This window comes from Clostridioides sp. GD02367, assembly GCF_045900275.1.
Classification (GTDB): Bacteria; Bacillota; Clostridia; order Peptostreptococcales; family Peptostreptococcaceae; genus Clostridioides; species Clostridioides difficile_A.
Genome location: NZ_JBJODK010000006.1, coordinates 273,053 through 290,790, shown reverse-complemented (window position 1 = coordinate 290,790; position 17,738 = coordinate 273,053). Strand labels below are relative to the sequence as shown.

The following is a 17,738-nucleotide window of genomic DNA, read 5'->3' as shown; positions in this document are numbered from 1 at the left end:
AACCAATTTTTTCTACTTTCGTAACTTTCACACTTAGGTTTATTTCATCCTTATGTTTATTTCATCCTTATGTTTTAGTTTGGTTAGCTTTAGGGGTTTCCAGCAATTCAAGTAGTATTGGATAGGTTATATCCTATCTCTACATATAAGTTTCCCTATATGCTGACTACTTTAGCTACTAACTAACGACTAAAGTCACGAGTATGCGTAGCTATTTTTTAATCAAATTTAAAATTTTTGAATATAAACTAATTGGCATTAAACAAAATTATCCACATTATATGTGGATTATCAAGTCTAACACTAAATATTATATAATATCATAAACTTAAAGTAAATCCTATAAGACACAGTTAATGTATTTTTATTTTCTACACTAGGAACATATAACTAAAATAAGGCTTATTTTAATCAATAAACCTTATTCACTTATTACTACTTATTAAATTTTTTGAGGATTCCATCTATATCAAAGTTTGTTATATCAAAATTCAAATTTGTTATATCAAAATTAATACTTGGAAAATCATATTGTTTCATTCCTAACATGCTTTTTGCATTACTATCTACTATAAAGACACAAACTGATGTCCCTATAATCATAGTAATCAAAAACACGATTCTCATAATATACTTATATTTTCTTAATTTACTTTTACTTTCTATATTTTTTTCTAATCGGCTCATTTAACATGCTCCTAATTATACCTGACAATCTAATTTTTTTGTTTAAAATATTCATCTAAAATCTCAGCTAGATACTTTGTAGTAGCTTTCGATTCTTCTATACTTGTTGCATTATTTCCTATTTCTACTAGCATATGATTCTTAACTGCAAATTGATTAAATCTAGCATAGTCTTTTTCTACTATTGGAGACACCAAACCAGGGTATTTCTTTTCAGCAAAAGCAGTTATATCATCTGCTAAAGCTCTAAGTTGTGCTCTATTTGTATTTTTACCTCCTACAACAAAGAAAAACTTTGCTACTCTCTCTCCATTTATCATAGTTGTATATTTTAAATGGTCTTTTTCTTTAGTGGCTGGATTAGTTAAATCCCTAGCATCTCTATGTAAATCTATTGCTATGTCCACTGAATTATATTTAGGGAGTATACTTTTTATTGTTTTTAAGCTACTTGCATAAGAATTATTATAAGATGGATAGTCATGGTACTTAGTTGTATGCACTACACCCCATCCCTTACTATCTAAAGCACTAGTCAATGCACTTCCTACTTCCATTACTGAATTTTTCTTATCTCTTGAATGATAATTTCCATCAGGTGAATTTGAATAAGTTTCACATCCATGAGTATGATATATTAAAATCCTTGGATTTTCTTTAGTTACTCTTAAATCATCCTTGTATTCTGAACTAGATGTAGTGTTAGTTTCAGTTGTATCAGAATTTTTTGATTCAATATCTGGTACATTCTCTTTACCAACATAAAGTTTTATATATTCTTTTTCACTTTCTTTTTTATTATCAACTTTACTTACATCTTCAGATTTTTCATTTTCGTTTTTGCTTTCTTTATTTACTTCTTTATTTTTATTATTCTTTTTATCTTCTGTATTATTTCCTTCGACTTTAGCTTCTGGATAAGATGAATTTACTAGAAACTTTAAAAAATCATCTTGATTCAAAGCCAATGATTTTCCTGGTAAAATGCATGCTAATATAAAAGTCAAGGTTACTACTTTAATGCATTTTTTAAACATAATTGTTCCTCCTTATTTTATACCAATCTACCTGGATGTAAAGACCTATTTAAGCCTTCGCTTATTATTATAGATAGATTTTCGATTGTATCATCTATATCCTTTGGTGTTACTATTAAATTTTTGTCATATGGGTCTAATGAATCTTTTATTAGATGATATTTTTCTTCTTCTTTAAGTTTTTTTAACATTTCATAAAAACTTTCTGTTTCTTCTGATTGAGCTATTAAATTGTCTATTGCCATATCTAAAACATCTATAGTAAGAGTTGCTGCATCAACCACAGTTGGTACACCTATTGCAATAACTTCTACTCCTAAAGTTTCCTTAGTTAGAGATTTTCTAGTATTTCCAACACCTCCACCAGGTGATATTCCTGCTGTTGATATTTGTATAGTAGAGTTTACTCTTTCCATTTTTCTTGAAGCCAATGCATCTATTGCTACTACTCTATCTGGCTTAACCTTCTCAACCAATGACTTTACTACTTCACTAGTCTCTATTCCAGTAACGCCCATAACTCCTGGGCTTAAAGCTGATACCTCAGTGAAATCATCATCATAGTCTTTATTATAATTTTTAAAAAGATGTCTAGTGACAAGTGTTTTTGATACACTCTTTGGTCCTAACGCATCAGAAGTAATATTTCTATTCCCAAGACCAATTACCAATGTTTTTTTATTTTTGTCTTGTCCAAATATATCTACTAACTCTTCTTTTAAATAATTTATCATTTCTTCTCTTGACTCATCATCATCAAACTTCATAAGATTACTTTCCAGAGTTATATACTTTCCTATATCTTTATTCATTATCTCTGCGCCTTGCCTGTCTATTACTTCAACTTTTGTTACAATACAATTTTCTAATTCTTTCGTTTCTATTTTTACACCAGGAATACTACTTCCTTCTTGAGACTTTTCACACATTTCACTAGCTTCTAAAGCTAAATCTGTTCTTACGCTAATCATATAAACCTCCAGTATAAATTAAATGCTAATTATAATTGTTAACAAAATTTAGTATTTTATAACAAAAAAATATAAATTTATTTAAAACAAGTAAAATTAAGGCTTTCAATGTAAGAAAATTGAGATTGGTCAGTAATTTGTCAGTAAACATTCTTATCTATCATTTATTTACAAATGTAAAAAGGTAGCAACTATTTATATAGGCGCTACCTTTTCATCTATTTATCATTTTCCTATTAAGTTTTCATTCGTTATATAGATTACCCTGTAACCACCTTACTCCTTTATTCTTGTTGAAAAAATGGTTCAGCAATTTCCAACCATTCATTTGGAAGATAAAGAGATAAATATCCATGATTATAACCCTTAGCTTCATAAATTTGGCAAGTACTAACAAAAGACTTAAACATCTTTGCAGAGTTTTTAACACATTTCATTTCTTTTTCTCCATACCAGTACATTACTTCTGCTTTGGTTGTTTTTATACTCTCTTTAAGCGTATATTTCATCATATAAGTACGATATATATTGTAAAAGGTTTCTTTTCTGACATGTGGCATATCTTGCATATAATATTTTTTAATCTTCTCTGGATACTGCATATTTTTAGGTAACAATTTTGGCATCATAGCAATTTGAAAACGACAAGCTTTCTCACTGAATAAAAGTCCTCCAAAAAATCGAATACCAGCAATACAAAATCGTGCCATAGTAGGTCTTGGGTAGCAGATACTTCCATCAATAATTGCTTTTTTAGCAATATCAGATTTTCTAGATAAAAGCTCCATTACAATTTGACCACCCAGTGATACCCCACACAGGGCAAAAAGGTGTCCATCACACTTTTCATCTATATATACCATCAACTTGTCTGCTGTATCCTCAGTGGAAATGTATGTTGTTTCATATTCTTCTCCATGACCATTCAATGTAGGAAGTATCACATAATAATTCTTGGACAAAACTTCTGCTTGTCGTAAATAGTTCCACCAAGCATTCCCTCCTCCATGAATCAACATAATATGTGGTTTGTTTTTATTTCCAAATTCATGAAATTTCATACGTAACCTCCTTCTATAAAGATGAGATGTATACTATTTTGTCTTATCATTATCAACTGGTGGAGAAGATATAATTGAAAGTTTTCTAAGTTTTAGATTTGACTTAGGCTTCTGCTCTACATATGGCTTCAATAAATCAGCTATACTTTTAAGAAGATTTTCATATTCATCATCACTCATATATAGTAATGCTGAAGTAAAAAATACATTATCTTTTTTATGTTCTTGCTCTTTTCTACTAAAATACTCATTCATTTCCTGCATCAATCCTACATGAAATGCTGTGGAAAGTGCAACAAATGTTTCTCCTTCCATATCTGCTGTATATTCTTTTAGTGCATAAACTTTTTCAATAGTGCCACGCACACGATTTTCTTTTACCACTTCAATCATGTTGTTCTCTTCTAAAATTTTTACATGATGATAAACTGTTGCACGGGGTATATCATTTAGATATTTTACAATGTCAGATGTTCGAACACTACCATGAAGTCTAATATACTGTAAAATACGAAGTCTAACAGGATTTAAAATTAATTTTGCTATGTCCATCTTATCATCCCTTTCTTTAGTCTATAAAAATATTATAGTCTAATTTTTTAGATTATTCAAGTATATGATATAAATAGTAATTATAACTTAAATTGTATTTTTATTAATCCATTTTATAGATATAAAAATATCAAATAATCTATTTATATAGGAGTATAGAAAAGAGTTGTCACACTAAAAAAAGTAATTTTTAGTGCAACAACCCTTTGTGGATTTAAATAATTTATTTTACTATTCTTTTTGAGTTTTAAGAGCTTCACTTAGAGATATTTTATCAATTTTTCTAGCACACATAAATTTGGATACTTCAAATGTAAGAATTATTATAACAAAACCAATTATCACATAGGATAAATTGAGTCTTGCTTCTAAAGCTATATCTAATGATTCAAATATCTTAAATATTACTTTTATTATAGAGTAACCTATAGGAACCCCTATAATATATCCAAGGACTACATATATTCTTGAGCCATTAAGCATCATTGAGTTTATTTCTTTCTTTTTATATCCAAACACCTTCATAAGGGCTATATGATTTTTATTTTCATCTATACTTATAGATGCAACTACATATATGATAATTACACCTATAATAAATGCTACAAATGCTATTCCATATATAAAGGCTGACATTAATTGCATATAGTCTTCTAACATATTAGTTATATTGTTTGGTGTATTTATCATATATACCATATCTTTGTTAATTTCAATTGGTGTTTTTGACATAATCGCATTATATGAACCTTTTTCCAACCCCATCATATGATTAAAGCTATTTAATGAAGTAAATACATAATCTCCTGAATTGGTCTGAGCGATATCAGTGATTTTTATAGAATACTCCTTATCATCAACTATATTAATAAAAGATAACTTATCACCAATACTAAGGTTATATTTTTTTGCCATTATAGATGTAATAATAAACTTGTTATCATCTATACTTATTTCATTTCCCTTTTTGTCCTTTAAACTAATCATCTGTGAATTTTTATTTCCACCTATTAACTCAAAGTCATTATTCATTTCACTATCAAGTACGAACTTAACGCCTGATACTCCTTCTCCACCTATAGGTGGTTTATCTGTACTTAATTGCTTTAATATATACTCATACTTATAACTAATTACATCATTTCTTTCTTGATTTATCATATAATCCATAGAACATTTAGCAATAAACCCATACATTAAAAATACTGTAGCTATAGAAACTCCAATTACCAAAAATGCTAAACGAGATATTGACCTTAATTGTTCTCTTATAGCAAATTTATTTTTAAATTTTAAATTATTCAAAGTCAACTTTCTTTCAATTATATTTACCTTTTGTCTCTTATTTTCATTTTTCATTAACAACACTGGTGACAATTTTAATACTTTATTAATTGATAAATAACTTCCAATAATTGAAAACACCATACATAAAACTATACCCAGTATAAAATAAATAGGACTATATGATATTTTTTCTATTGGTATTGGGAAAAACGTAAGGAATAAATCAAATAGATACTTCTGTACTATAATACCAATTATCCCACCAATTACTCCTGAGATGCTTGAAAGTATTATAGGATAGTTCATGTAATGAATCATTATTTCTTTTTTTCTATAACCTAAGGCATATAAAGTACCTATGTTTGCCATCTCATTTTTCATCATTCTACCTAAAACAATACTTATTAATACAACTGTTATTAGTAATATGACTGTAGGTAAAATAACTGAATAAACACTTATTGCTGTTACTTCGATATCTAACATTGATATTTTCATATTATTCTTAGCATAAGTCCAATCAATTATATTTACTTCATTAGTGTTCAGGTAGTTTTTAAGATTTTTTGACTGTGTATATATCTCTCTATTTTTATTATATTTTACTGAATATAAATAATCTCCACTTACCATATCTTCTTTATTTAAAATACCTATACCAAAATTCTTTGGATTATTAATCACATCTCCATCTTTTTCAAGTATATAAGCATAATTTGGTATACCAATATATCCTGATATTCTATAAGAAGAATTTCCAATATGATATTCATCCCCAATATTTAATTTATTAGATTTAGCAAATTGAGGGTCTAGTGCTATTTCTCCAACTCTTGGCATAGCACCTTCTAATACTGCTGTAATATTCACTTTTTTATTTGGTGTAAATAATCTTAATGTTTTATCACCATATTTATATTCTTTTACAAGCGTCTCTTGAAACTTTAAATCAAACTTATCTTCTATTTCTCTTATATTATCAATTTTGTTACTAGTATAAAATTCCAAATCTTCTTGAACATTATTTTTTACATACATGTCCTTATTATACTTTAAGTTTTGAGCTGTAATAGTTAAAGCAACAAACAGAAATACTGATAATATCAACATATATAACATACCTATGTATTGCCCTCTATTTTCTTTCATTACACGTAATATACTTTTATTTAGCTTCATTACCACTCCACTCCCTTTGCATCAATAGGGTCATTATTAATAATATAGTCTTTAACTTCTCCACTTCTAAATTTGTATATTCTGTTTGCCATTTCACCTATTGCTGCATTGTGTGTAATTATTAAAATTGTAGTATTAAACTTTCTATTTATTTCTTGTACAAGAGAAAGTACATCAATAGCAGACTCATAATCTAGGGCTCCTGTCAATTCGTCACAAAGTAATATTGCTGGATTTTTTATTATAGCTCTTGCTACTGCTACACGTTGTTGTTGTCCACCAGATAATTCTCTTGGAAATCTATTTTTCTTATCTATTAATCCTACTGATTCTAATACTTCATTAATATCAAGTGGTGATTTACTAATATTTTGTATTATTTCTATATTTTCTAGTACCGTTAAATGTGGAATAAGATTGTATGACTGAAATATAAAACCTGTCTTTTCTCGTCTGTATTCAACTAATTCATCATCTGATAATTTAACAATATCAATACCATCTACAATCACTTCACCGCTATCAGCACTGTCTAATCCTCCAAGAATATTCATCAAGGTAGATTTACCACTTCCTGAAGGTCCTAATATTACACCTATCTCCCCTTTATTTAACGAAATATTCGCATTTTTTAATGCTATGGTTTCTATATCCTCACTCTTATATGATTTACATAAGTTATTGATTTCAATAAACATTATTTTACTCCTTATAGTATAATTTTTTATAAAAATTTATATAATCTTCAACTTCATCAAATAAACTTTTCAAATCTTTTTCATAATTCTCATATGATAGTTTTTCTATCCATTTCATTGATAGTCCATCAAATGTAAGTTCAATCGCTTTTATTGCCATATCAATATCTATATCATCTCTAAATTTTGTCTTATCATAATCCCCCATAAAACTTAATACTAATTGATTTTTGTTCATAGATATATCATTTAACCATTTTTTTGCTATTTTTGAATCATCTAAGTATAAGGTTTTAAAGAATTTAAAAACATATGGATTTTTCTTAAGTATTTTAAACTTAGTATGCACTGCATGTCTGTACAGTTCAAAAAAATCAGTTTCATTAATTTCTTTTTGATTCAATATCTCGTCTTTGATGATATTTATTTGATAATTACAAAGGTATATGTATAGACTTTCTTTATTTTTAAAATATTGAAATATAGAGCCTTTTGATATACCTGCTTTTGATACTATATTATCTATCGTTGCACTTTTATATCCTTTGCTTGCAAATTCTTCTATTGCAGAATTTACTATTCGTCGTTTTTTTTCCTTGTTGAGATTTTCAAACGTCTTATTCAATTAGATACCTCCTTACCCAATAATATGACTATATTAGTCATATTATAATTATATTGTTTATGACTGAATTAGTCAATAATATGGATACACTTGATATTATTGAAAAATAGAAAATACTAGTGACAACGAAATTTCCACAGTTAATAATTCTTTTTATATTTTAATAATATAAATCTTTCTTATATATTATTTCTCTCCTTAAATAATGGACTATAAAATAAAAAATCATCTTAATCAATGGAAAATTTATCATAATAGACCATATAACTTTATATTTTTATAAATTTTTTTACTAAATCTATAAAAATGAGCAATTTCTTGTATTATCTTATAATAATTGGAAATACTATCAAAATGTATGTTAATAGTTTGTGTTATCTCAAAATATTTGTTGCAAAAATGAAGTATTAATTTATATACATTAAAATATTTAAAACACAACATAACCCAACCTAAAAACAAGATATTGCAAATTATTTATACACAATCTACAATCTAAAAAATCAAAATAAAAAACATTATTAAAATATATAAATAATAATCCTTGATTTTTAGATTTATTTCTGTTAAAATCTAATATGTTGACGATGAATATGATAAAAAAATACAGGGAGGTGAACACGGTGGCAAATATAAAATCAGCTAAGAAAAGAATAGGTGTTATCGAAAAGAAAACTGCTTTAAATAGAGTTAGAAAATCTCAAATAAAAACTGCAATAAGAAGATTCGAAGATGCTGTTGCAGCTGGAAACAGAGAAGATGCTGTTGCTAAGTTCCAATACGCTCAAAAAAGAATATACCAAGTAGCTTCTAAAGGAACTATACATAAGAATGCTGCAGCTAGAAAAGTAGCTAAATTAGCTCAAAAATTAAACGGTATGAACGCTTAATTACCAGTTTATATTTCTTATATATAATAACCCCTATGTAGGGGTTTTTTATTTTGTAAATTTATACAATAAAAAATAAAAAAATAAATAGTTAGAATAACTCTACTATTTATTTTCTATATATTATTAATTTATATAATTTGTCTTTTACAGTATCTACTGACCAACATTTCTATTGCTAAAGTATCCCTTATAAGACCTGTTTTTATTTTATAATCACTTTCTAATATATAATTTAAGATTTCTACAATTATATCATCAGAAAAATTCTTAGTTTGCTTTAATGCTTTTCCTACAACAAATTGATGCATTTTCAGTTTGTCAGATATGAGTTTTGTTGAATATCCATCAAGTTGTAACTGTCTTACTTGCATCACTATTTTAAATTGTCTTGCTATCATAGAAAATATCCCTAAAACAGACTCGCCTTCTTGTATCATATCATTCAATATTTTCATTGCATTAGAAGCATTTTGTTCTCCAATATAATCAATTAATTTAAATATATCATTCTCAACTTTTTTTTGAGATAATTTATCAATTACTTCGTTAGTTACATTATTACCCTTACCAACAAATGAACTTATTTTATTTATCTCGTTTTCCAAATCAGATAAAGTCTTTTCACTACTCTTGTCTCTGTATCCTTCTTGCTCGATGAAATACATTATTTGAGAATTTTCTATTATAACTTCATTTAGAGCAAAAGATTTTTTTATCCACTTAAATAAATCCATATCAGAAAGTTTATCACAATCAAAAACAATTCCATTACTTCCAATTTTCTTAACTAAAGATTTTCTTTTGTCAACATCTCCATACACAACAAAAACTATAGTGGTAGTATCTGGAGTATTGTCTAAATGCTCTATTAAGTATTTCTCATCACTATCAGTAAAATTCTTTTTCTTTCCTTTTAGTAATTCAAAATCTTTTATTATTACTATTTTTCTATCATCCATAAATGGAAGTGTTTCTATAGAGCTTATAAGCTGATTTAAGACTATTTCCTTTCCATCTATTATATCTAAATTAAAATCAAGCATTCCCTCGTTTAAACTCTCTTTAAATGCCTTTATTGCATTTTCGATTAAATAATACTCTCTTCCATAAAAAAGATACATTTTTTCAAAATTATTCTCTTTTACATTCCTTATAATATCCTTGTAATCCATTTTCTTGCTCCTTTATCTCTTTTCCTTCTATGTAAAATATGTAAAAAAACACTCCTATGTAATAAATCACTACAATATAAAATTTAGGATTTTCTATATTAATATATGCAAAATTTAAGTTGCTGAGCTTATCTAGTAAAAAAAATATGCTTTCTATCAACGAACTATTGAAAAAGGATATAATTTTAGCTATAACTACACTTACTTTAAATACTATTAAGCTTGCAATACTCAAATACATTATTACACCTACAAATGGTACTATAATCAAATTTCCTATAATTGAAAGTAATGGTATGCCCTTAAATGTATAATAAATTATAGGTAGAGTTAATATATTTGATGATATTGTCAATGATACCATACTTAATTTTACAATACTATTTATTCTATTATAGAATATTAATATAGAAAGTGTAGCTAAAAAAGACAATTGAAAGCTTACATTATATATAACATAGGGGTTATTCATAATTAAAACTATCCCTATTAGAGACAATGTTGATATACCATCCTTTTTTCTATCAATAAATATTGACAAATAGAACACTACAACAAATGTTATAGACCTAATTATGGATGGAGACGCACCTACCATTATACAATATAAAGTTATAAAAATCGACAATATTAATAATTTATACAATTTATTTATACCTCTTAATAAAAAAGATATAATTACACAAAGTATACCTGTATGAAGACCAGATATAGATATTACATGACTAGTTCCTGTTCTAGTGAACATTTCTTTTTGTTCATCAGTCAGATTTTCAACTTCAGCTAATAATATAGAATTTATGAAATCAGAATTTTTCTTATATAAATATCTGTAAGTCTTACTTACATAAAGCTTTATTTTTCCAACTAAAGAATATATTTTATTTTTACCAATAACTTTATAGTTATTTATATATATTATACCTCTATATCCAGTGCTTTTTATATATCTTCCATAATCAAAATCATCATACTTCATCTTGTCTAAACTCTTAAATTTTCCTGTAATACTAACTTCTTGTCCAATTTTCAAATTTTTATTTCTTGAATAATCATTTATTAAAAAAACACCTACCTTATATTGATTGTATTTTTTCTTTTCACTTTTACCTTTAACAGCTCCCTGTATAGTTATTATCTTATCATTAAGTTCTTCATCTTTCTTTTTACTATTTGTGGTCATAAATGATATAACTATTATAAATATTAATATAATTAATAAAGGCCTTCTTATTTGAATTATAATCACTCCTATATAAAAACATATTATCTAGATTATTTTCAAATAGTAAATTTTTAAACAATATAAATTATTATATAAAAAGAATACGCCAAAAGACTTTGAAAATCTTTTGGCGTATTCTTTTTATATATATTCATTTATATAGTTATTTTTTTTAGAAAAAATACACTTAAGTATTTCTATTGTTTCTTTTGAAACACCTTCCAGATTATTTAAGAAAATAGCTTCCTCTACATCTATATACGAAAATGCTAGCTGTGTTAAGGCATTTATATCTAATTTAATATCAAAACCGTCTTGAGACTCTTCTATGGCTTTTTTATCTAATTTTTCTATAGATACCTTATGATTCTTTATAGAAACTTTAAATAGACCATTATTTTCATCTATAAACTTGTCTTCTATTAATAAATTAATCGAACCACTAATATCCTTATCCACAACTATATCCTCTATAAATTTCTTTACATTTATAACTCTTCCCATCATAAAAGGTTTTATTTTTATCTCACAATCTTTAGGGTTGTCTAATATAAATCTTATTTTGTCTATTATAGGAGCAGATATAGTAGCTATCTTGCATTGAGTATTGTGATTATATATAAATTTAAGCATTGATTTAAGAGCATCTATATTCTTATAAAATAACTCTCTAACAAACATTTTGTCTCCTTGAAGAAAATAAACTATATATCCATCTTTTTCATTACCTTCATGAATGTATAAAAGTCCATCTTCACTTTGAATTTCTTTAAATAAGTTTTCATAATAATGTTCATCTTTTAACACATTACCATTAACCTCATTTAAAAAAGCTCTATCTATTTGTATTAAATCATCAATTTGTGATACATCAGCTTTTATCATCTTTCCACTTGACTTAAAATTTTTTAAATCATCTGTATTAAGTGTATATTCAATCTGGTCATAACAGTGTTCATACCCAAATCTTCTATAAAGTCTATAATCGATTGGCATCAATATAGAAACTAATTGTCCTTTTTTATACAATTCATTTAAAGTAAATTTAATAACTTTACTCATATATCCAGTTCCTCTTCCTTCTGGAAGTGTGGAAACCCCTACTACATACGATGTATTGTATACCTTATTATTTAGTATTAACTTATACTGATTTAGCTGAAGAGAGGAAACAACTTTTCCTTCATCTAAAGCTACTACAGTATTTTCATATTTATACTTATCCTCAAAATAGAACTTCATAAAACTATCACTATCATTAAAACAATAACTCCAAATTTCTTTTATACTTTCTATTTCTTCCTCTTTAGCATACCTAATCTCCATATAGCCTACTAAGCCTCCCTAACACTGTACTTTTCAACAAATCTACAAGGATGGTAAGAAAGTTTAGCCTTTCTTAAACCTTCAATACCTAAATCTTCTTCTCTATTTACAAATTCAACATCTTTAAATTCATTTACTAAAAACTGTTGGTTTATAAATGGATATAGACCTCTTATATCAGGATTAGCTTTTTCTATATGAATAAGTGCCATATTTTTGTTTAAAAGCTCTCCTATACTGAATGCTTCTAATTTTCCATCCACATAAACACCAAATACTTTTACTCTATCTTTTAGTACATCATAATGGTTAAATATCTTTTTGATACCTACCAATTCATCATCCATACTTTCATCAAATTCATCATTTTCTTCCTTATTACTTTCCCATTCTTTCATTAATACTAAACATTCATTGAAGTTTTCTTTATCTAATAATTTAACTTCATATCTACCTGCATATTCTTTTAAGAAATAATTTATATGATTTCTCTTCTTCTGGTTCTTCTTACCAGCTAGAGTTCTTAAACTTTCTGCATCATAGATATAGTCAAATAAATCTCTTTCTTCTATATACTCAAATCTATTTGGATACTTTTCTTTTAAAAATTCTACTACTTCAGTAGTAATACCTCTTAAGTATATCTTTTTATTATTTTTAGAAAAATATTCAAGTACAAAATCTACAACTTCTGGAAGTTTTTCTCTTTTAGCTAGTGGTAATATTGAGAAACTATCACCTTCGTATTCACCAACTAAAACAGCAAAATCTTCTCCTATATAATATCCTGTCTTATAAACATGTTGCCACATATATAAAGTACTAAAACAGTACTCACAAGCTTCATAATCTACTAAATCAAAATATGGGTCTAGCTCCTTTTTTGAATTTAGTTCAATATCTTTGAAAAACATAAAATCCTCCTACCTTTTTTATTGCTTAATTTTTTAAATTTTATATCTATAAAAACTCCAATTTTATTTTGGTATTAATTTCATTTATATTGTTTAAAATATAAAATATAATAAGTCATATATATCTTATATTACCCATCATAAATTTATATAAACATGTAATGACTGGAGTGATTTTTTTATTGAGAAATAAAATTTTTTTATTAATACTTATTATAATATCACTTTTAAGCGGTTGTGACAAAAAATCTCTACTATCTATACATATGATAGATGTGGGACAAGGTGATAGTATTTTAGTACAAACACCCACAAATAAAAATATATTAATTGATGGAGGTGATGAAGATAGCGGAAATATAGTTACTAGTTATTTGAAACATAAAAAAATAAAAACTATTGATATAATAATAGCGACACATCCAGATTCAGACCATATAGGAAGTCTTGATAATGTCGTAAAAAAATTTAATGTAAGTTCTATATATATGACTGAACAATCAACAAGTAGTGAATCTTATCAAAATCTAATAAATTCTTGTACTGACAAAAACCTCTCTATTAAATATCTCTATAAGGATGATATTTTAAATATCGATAACAATATAAATATATATGTATTAAGTCCATCATATATACAAGAAGAATCAAATTTAAATTCAATAGTTTTTGAACTAACTTTTAATAATAACTCATTTTTATTTATGGGTGATGCAGAAGAATCAATTGAAAAAGAAATCTTACATTCTTTTGAACTGGACAATATTAATTTTATAAAAATAGGTCACCATGGAAGTAATTCATCATCATCTTTAGAATTTATAAAAAGAATTAATCCAGATATAGCTGCTATATCATGTGGATATAAAAATCAATATGGTCATCCTCATAAAGAAGTTCTCAACAATTTGAAACAAAACCATGTATCGATTTATAGAACAGATAAAATAGGTGATATTGTTTTTTATAGTGATGGAGAAATTATATTTACAAAACATAAATATGAGATAGATACATAAAAAAATAAAACTATAACTGCATAATATAATTAGGCTAAAAGTATCAATATAAAATAATTTTACATTGATACTTTTAGCCTTTAAAATACGTATTTAAACCTTATAAATTAAAATATTTAAACTTATTGTTCTAATAATTCATTCACTATTACAGATGCAATTATTAGCCCTCCTACAGACGGTACGAATGATACACTACCTGGTGTTACTTTTCTCCCATTCATTACTTTCTTTTTAAGTTCTATTGGTTGTTCAGTTGAATATACTACTTTTAATTTTTTAATGCCTCTATCTCTAAGTTCTTTCCTCATAACTTTGGCTAAAGGACAAGTACTTGTTTTGTGTATATCAGTAACGACTATTTTAGTTGGGTCTAATTTATTTCCCATACCCATAGAGCTTATTATTTTTAAGCCTTTTTTTTCACAGGTTTCAATTAGATGTATTTTAGAGCTTACCATATCTATTGCATCCACAACATAATCATATCTTTCAGCCAATATTTCATCACTAGTATCTTTATTGTAAAGGCTTCTTATTTTTTTTATATTGATATTAGGATTTATATCCAAGATTCTATCTTCCATTACATCTACTTTATACTTTCCTACAGTTGAATGTAAAGCTGGTATTTGTCTATTTATATTAGTTATATCTACATCATCAAAATCCACAATAGTAAGATTGCCAACTCCAGCCCTTGCTAGAGCCTCAACAGTAAAACTACCAACTCCTCCGATTCCAAATACTATTACATTTGAACTCTTAAGTTTTTCTATTCCATCATCTCCAACTAGAAAACTAGTTCTCGTTGTAAAATTATTTTCCATCTTTTCACTCTCCTAGATTTTTATCTAAACAATAATAGTATTATAAAATATACATTATATAATACTCAGATATTATATATCATTAAAACTAAATTATCTTAAAATAAATTTAAAAAGGTATCTTTTAATATTAAAAGATACCTTTTACATACTGGCGGGAATGCGTGGGAATCGAACCCACCTAAGAGGCTCTTAACCCCTCATACTAGTTTTGAAGACTAGAGGGCACACCGGCACCCATCCACTCCCATAGTGAAATGCTTCTCAACGAAATCTATAATATCATATATTTTGACTCTTTGCAACAATTTTTATAGATTTATTTGATAGTAAGTTATAATTTAAATAGCTTTTATCTATACATGGTTAAAATTTACTTTTTATTATGTGCTTAAAATTAAAAACTGGAAATTATATTTTATGTATATATAAAGAGCTCCTCTCTATATTAATTAAAATATAATTTCCAGTATAAATATAAATTATCTAATTATTTTAATATACGTATATCTATAGTTTTTCTTCCCCAGTTATAAACTGTCTTTGAGTCATTCATAAATATATCAATTTTATTTCCTTTTATTGCTCCACCACAGTCTTCAGCAGTAAATACCATGTCAAATTGAGGTATATAAACCTTAGTTCCATATGGTATAACCTTAGGGTCTACAGCTATCGTTCCCCACTTAGGCTTTGTTCCTGTAGCAGTTATACTATGACCAGTATATGCAGTTGCTACTACTCTCATATTTTTACCATTGTTACTACTACTATTACTAGATGATGATGAAGCCATTCTTCTTGAGTTTTCTCCCCTTGATGAAGCTACTTGCATCTCTACTTTTGTTCCTTTGCTTACAACTTTGTTTACAGGCTCAGCTTTAACAACCTTTTTCACAAATTCCTTTTCTACTTTCTTTCCATTGTGATAAGTTTCTTTATATATTAATTCACTTTTCCCAGATTTTCCTTCTTCTTTAACTTCAGAGTCTCCCTTTGATAAAGAACCATCTTCAACAACTGTAACTTCAAATGGAATATCTTTAGTTTCTACAACTGTTTTTTCTTTTACATCAATTACTTCTATTTTATCTCCATTAGATAACTTTGAGTTTTCATCTAAAGTAACTATATCATTTGCATCATAGCTAATGTTTTGAGATTCTAAAAGGTCTCCTACATTAGAACTAAATGTTGATATAGTTCTTTCTTCTCCCTTTACTACTAATGTTACTTGTTTATTAAGTGCAGAGTACCCTGATAATATCCCAACTGATAAAACAACCGCCATTACCGAGACTTTAGCATTACTAAATTTTTTAAAATTCATATAAACTTTCCTCCCTCAAATTTTTTTACACTATATATTTTGCTTCATAAAATTCTGCTTTGTAAATTTCTTTTTTTGTTTGTGTTTTTTGTGTAACTAAATTGTAACTATTTTTTAAAGAGTTGTCAACTTGACAAAAAAATAGAAATATGTATGTATAGTATTTTCAACTATTCAAACATATTTCTATAAGTTACAACAATGTCATTGTTTGTTGTTGTTTTGTTATCATTTTGTTACCTTTTAATTTTATATATTTTCTATTTGCCAATTGATAGGTTCTTTTCCTAACTTTTCAAGAATTTCATTTATCTTAGAGAAGTGTTTACATCCAAAAAAACCTTTACTTGCTGATAATGGACTTGGATGAGGTGCTTCTAAAATATAATGCTTACTTGTATCAATCAATTCTACTTTTTTACGTGCATTACTTCCCCATAATACGAAAATAACTGGGTCTTCACGTTCGCTTAAAATAGAGATTACTCTATCTGTGAAAATTTCCCATCCTTTATTTTTATGAGAATTAGCTTCATGTGCTCTAACAGTAAGAGCAGTATTTAAAAGTAATACTCCTTGGTCTGCCCAAGGCATCAAATATCCATTGTTAGGTATAAAACACCCTAAATCTTCTTTTAATTCTTTATACATATTTAATAACGATGGTGGAGTTTTCACTTGTGGTTGAACTGAAAAAGCTAAACCATGAGCTTGATTATCTCCATGATAGGGGTCTTGTCCCAGTATCAAAACTTTTGTATCTTTATATGAAGTATGTTTCAAAGCTTCATATATATTATGCATATTCGGGAATATTTGACGTGTTTTATACTCTTCTATAAGAAATTTTCTTAAATTTAAGTAGTAATCTTTTTCAAATTCTTCTTTCAATAATTCATTCCAATCATTTTCTAAGTTAACCATATTTATCA

The 17,738-nt window shown here is 26.6% G+C and carries 17 protein-coding genes and 1 tRNA gene; 2 read left to right on the top strand and 16 right to left on the bottom strand.

From position 1 onward, the window contains the following. Positions 1-435: 435 nt before the first annotated feature. From Q3223_RS10915 to Q3223_RS10880, 8 genes are all read right to left on the bottom strand, one after another. Positions 436-687, bottom strand: coding sequence for a hypothetical protein (locus Q3223_RS10915; protein ID WP_054271075.1), 252 nt, complete (start codon positions 685-687; stop codon positions 436-438). Positions 688-716: 29 nt separating this feature from the next. After that, complete coding sequence (gene spoIIP, locus Q3223_RS10910) at positions 717-1,724, bottom strand: stage II sporulation protein P (protein WP_054271076.1); 1,008 nt, start codon at positions 1,722-1,724, stop codon at positions 717-719. Positions 1,725-1,741: 17 nt separating this feature from the next. After that, on the bottom strand, positions 1,742-2,695 hold the full coding sequence (gpr, locus tag Q3223_RS10905) for a GPR endopeptidase (protein ID WP_054271077.1): 954 nt from the start codon (positions 2,693-2,695) through the stop codon (positions 1,742-1,744). A gap of 284 nt (positions 2,696-2,979) precedes the next feature. Beyond that, positions 2,980-3,756 (bottom strand): alpha/beta fold hydrolase, encoded by a 777-nt coding sequence (locus tag Q3223_RS10900; protein WP_054271078.1) that lies wholly within the window; start codon positions 3,754-3,756, stop codon positions 2,980-2,982. Positions 3,757-3,789: 33 nt separating this feature from the next. Further along, positions 3,790-4,308, bottom strand: coding sequence for a helix-turn-helix domain-containing protein (locus Q3223_RS10895; protein WP_054271079.1), 519 nt, complete (start codon positions 4,306-4,308; stop codon positions 3,790-3,792). A 231-nt stretch (positions 4,309-4,539) separates the two neighbouring features. Further along, entirely contained in the window at positions 4,540-6,774 is a 2,235-nt protein-coding gene (locus Q3223_RS10890; protein ID WP_054271080.1) for an ABC transporter permease, read from the bottom strand. Further along, a complete protein-coding gene (locus tag Q3223_RS10885) occupies positions 6,774-7,472 on the bottom strand; it encodes an ABC transporter ATP-binding protein (RefSeq protein ID WP_054271081.1) in 699 nt (232 codons plus the stop codon). Before Q3223_RS10885 ends, Q3223_RS10890 begins: the two co-directional genes overlap by 1 nt. Positions 7,473-7,476: 4 nt before the next feature. Beyond that, positions 7,477-8,097, bottom strand: coding sequence for a TetR/AcrR family transcriptional regulator (locus tag Q3223_RS10880; protein ID WP_054271082.1), 621 nt, complete (start codon positions 8,095-8,097; stop codon positions 7,477-7,479). A 623-nt stretch (positions 8,098-8,720) separates the two neighbouring features. On the opposite strand from Q3223_RS10880, the gene rpsT reads away from it, so the two are divergent. Continuing rightward, positions 8,721-8,987 (top strand): 30S ribosomal protein S20, encoded by a 267-nt coding sequence (gene rpsT / locus Q3223_RS10875; protein ID WP_021385419.1) that lies wholly within the window; start codon positions 8,721-8,723, stop codon positions 8,985-8,987. Between the two features lie 131 nt (positions 8,988-9,118). Here the strand turns inward: rpsT and holA are convergent, their stop codons facing one another. The 4 genes from holA to Q3223_RS10855 form a co-directional block, all read right to left on the bottom strand. Further along, on the bottom strand, positions 9,119-10,162 hold the full coding sequence (holA, locus tag Q3223_RS10870) for a DNA polymerase III subunit delta (RefSeq protein WP_054271083.1): 1,044 nt from the start codon (positions 10,160-10,162) through the stop codon (positions 9,119-9,121). Then, the gene (locus tag Q3223_RS10865; protein WP_231300969.1) at positions 10,122-11,417 is read right to left on the bottom strand and encodes a ComEC/Rec2 family competence protein; all 1,296 of its coding nucleotides are present in this window, start codon (positions 11,415-11,417) and stop codon (positions 10,122-10,124) included. The genes holA and Q3223_RS10865 overlap by 41 nt, the downstream gene beginning before the upstream one ends. 111 nt (positions 11,418-11,528) lie before the next feature. Further along, complete coding sequence (gene eis / locus Q3223_RS10860) at positions 11,529-12,713, bottom strand: GNAT family N-acetyltransferase (RefSeq protein ID WP_231300913.1); 1,185 nt, start codon at positions 12,711-12,713, stop codon at positions 11,529-11,531. 8 nt (positions 12,714-12,721) lie between these two features. Further along, a complete protein-coding gene (locus tag Q3223_RS10855; RefSeq protein ID WP_021385469.1) occupies positions 12,722-13,627 on the bottom strand; it encodes a DUF2156 domain-containing protein in 906 nt (301 codons plus the stop codon). Positions 13,628-13,809: 182 nt separating this feature from the next. Here Q3223_RS10855 and Q3223_RS10850 point away from each other — a divergent pair, with 182 nt between their 5' ends. Further along, complete coding sequence (locus Q3223_RS10850; protein WP_074178439.1) at positions 13,810-14,646, top strand: ComEC/Rec2 family competence protein; 837 nt, start codon at positions 13,810-13,812, stop codon at positions 14,644-14,646. Between the two features lie 122 nt (positions 14,647-14,768). On the opposite strand, the gene Q3223_RS10845 is transcribed toward Q3223_RS10850, so the two are convergent. The 4 genes from Q3223_RS10845 to Q3223_RS10830 form a co-directional block, all read right to left on the bottom strand. Further along, the gene (locus tag Q3223_RS10845) at positions 14,769-15,476 is read right to left on the bottom strand and encodes a ThiF family adenylyltransferase (RefSeq protein ID WP_074178440.1); all 708 of its coding nucleotides are present in this window, start codon (positions 15,474-15,476) and stop codon (positions 14,769-14,771) included. Positions 15,477-15,628: 152 nt separating this feature from the next. Continuing rightward, positions 15,629-15,725: transfer RNA gene (locus Q3223_RS10840), tRNA-Sec, on the bottom strand. Between the two features lie 241 nt (positions 15,726-15,966). Further along, a complete protein-coding gene (locus Q3223_RS10835; protein WP_167640908.1) occupies positions 15,967-16,806 on the bottom strand; it encodes a 3D domain-containing protein in 840 nt (279 codons plus the stop codon). Positions 16,807-17,055: 249 nt separating this feature from the next. Further along, the gene (locus Q3223_RS10830; RefSeq protein ID WP_021385356.1) at positions 17,056-17,730 is read right to left on the bottom strand and encodes a uracil-DNA glycosylase; all 675 of its coding nucleotides are present in this window, start codon (positions 17,728-17,730) and stop codon (positions 17,056-17,058) included. Positions 17,731-17,738: the final 8 nt, after the last annotated feature.

What these genes read in the sequence shown, in the direction of transcription:
- Q3223_RS10855 (WP_021385469.1), bottom strand. Translation starts at nt 13,627, where the DNA reads ATGTTTTTCAAAGATATTGAACTAAATTCAAAAAAGGAGCTAGACCCA.
- Q3223_RS10885 (WP_054271081.1), bottom strand. Translation starts at nt 7,472, where the DNA reads ATGTTTATTGAAATCAATAACTTATGTAAATCATATAAGAGTGAGGAT.
- spoIIP (WP_054271076.1), bottom strand. Translation starts at nt 1,724, where the DNA reads ATGTTTAAAAAATGCATTAAAGTAGTAACCTTGACTTTTATATTAGCA.
- gpr (WP_054271077.1), bottom strand. Translation starts at nt 2,695, where the DNA reads ATGATTAGCGTAAGAACAGATTTAGCTTTAGAAGCTAGTGAAATGTGT.
- eis (WP_231300913.1), bottom strand. Translation starts at nt 12,713, where the DNA reads ATGGAGATTAGGTATGCTAAAGAGGAAGAAATAGAAAGTATAAAAGAA.
- Q3223_RS10895 (WP_054271079.1), bottom strand. Translation starts at nt 4,308, where the DNA reads ATGGACATAGCAAAATTAATTTTAAATCCTGTTAGACTTCGTATTTTA.
- Q3223_RS10915 (WP_054271075.1), bottom strand. Translation starts at nt 687, where the DNA reads ATGAGCCGATTAGAAAAAAATATAGAAAGTAAAAGTAAATTAAGAAAA.
- holA (WP_054271083.1), bottom strand. Translation starts at nt 10,162, where the DNA reads ATGGATTACAAGGATATTATAAGGAATGTAAAAGAGAATAATTTTGAA.
- Q3223_RS10890 (WP_054271080.1), bottom strand. Translation starts at nt 6,774, where the DNA reads ATGAAGCTAAATAAAAGTATATTACGTGTAATGAAAGAAAATAGAGGG.
- Q3223_RS10835 (WP_167640908.1), bottom strand. Translation starts at nt 16,806, where the DNA reads ATGAATTTTAAAAAATTTAGTAATGCTAAAGTCTCGGTAATGGCGGTT.
- Q3223_RS10900 (WP_054271078.1), bottom strand. Translation starts at nt 3,756, where the DNA reads ATGAAATTTCATGAATTTGGAAATAAAAACAAACCACATATTATGTTG.
- Q3223_RS10845 (WP_074178440.1), bottom strand. Translation starts at nt 15,476, where the DNA reads ATGGAAAATAATTTTACAACGAGAACTAGTTTTCTAGTTGGAGATGAT.
- Q3223_RS10830 (WP_021385356.1), bottom strand. Translation starts at nt 17,730, where the DNA reads ATGGTTAACTTAGAAAATGATTGGAATGAATTATTGAAAGAAGAATTT.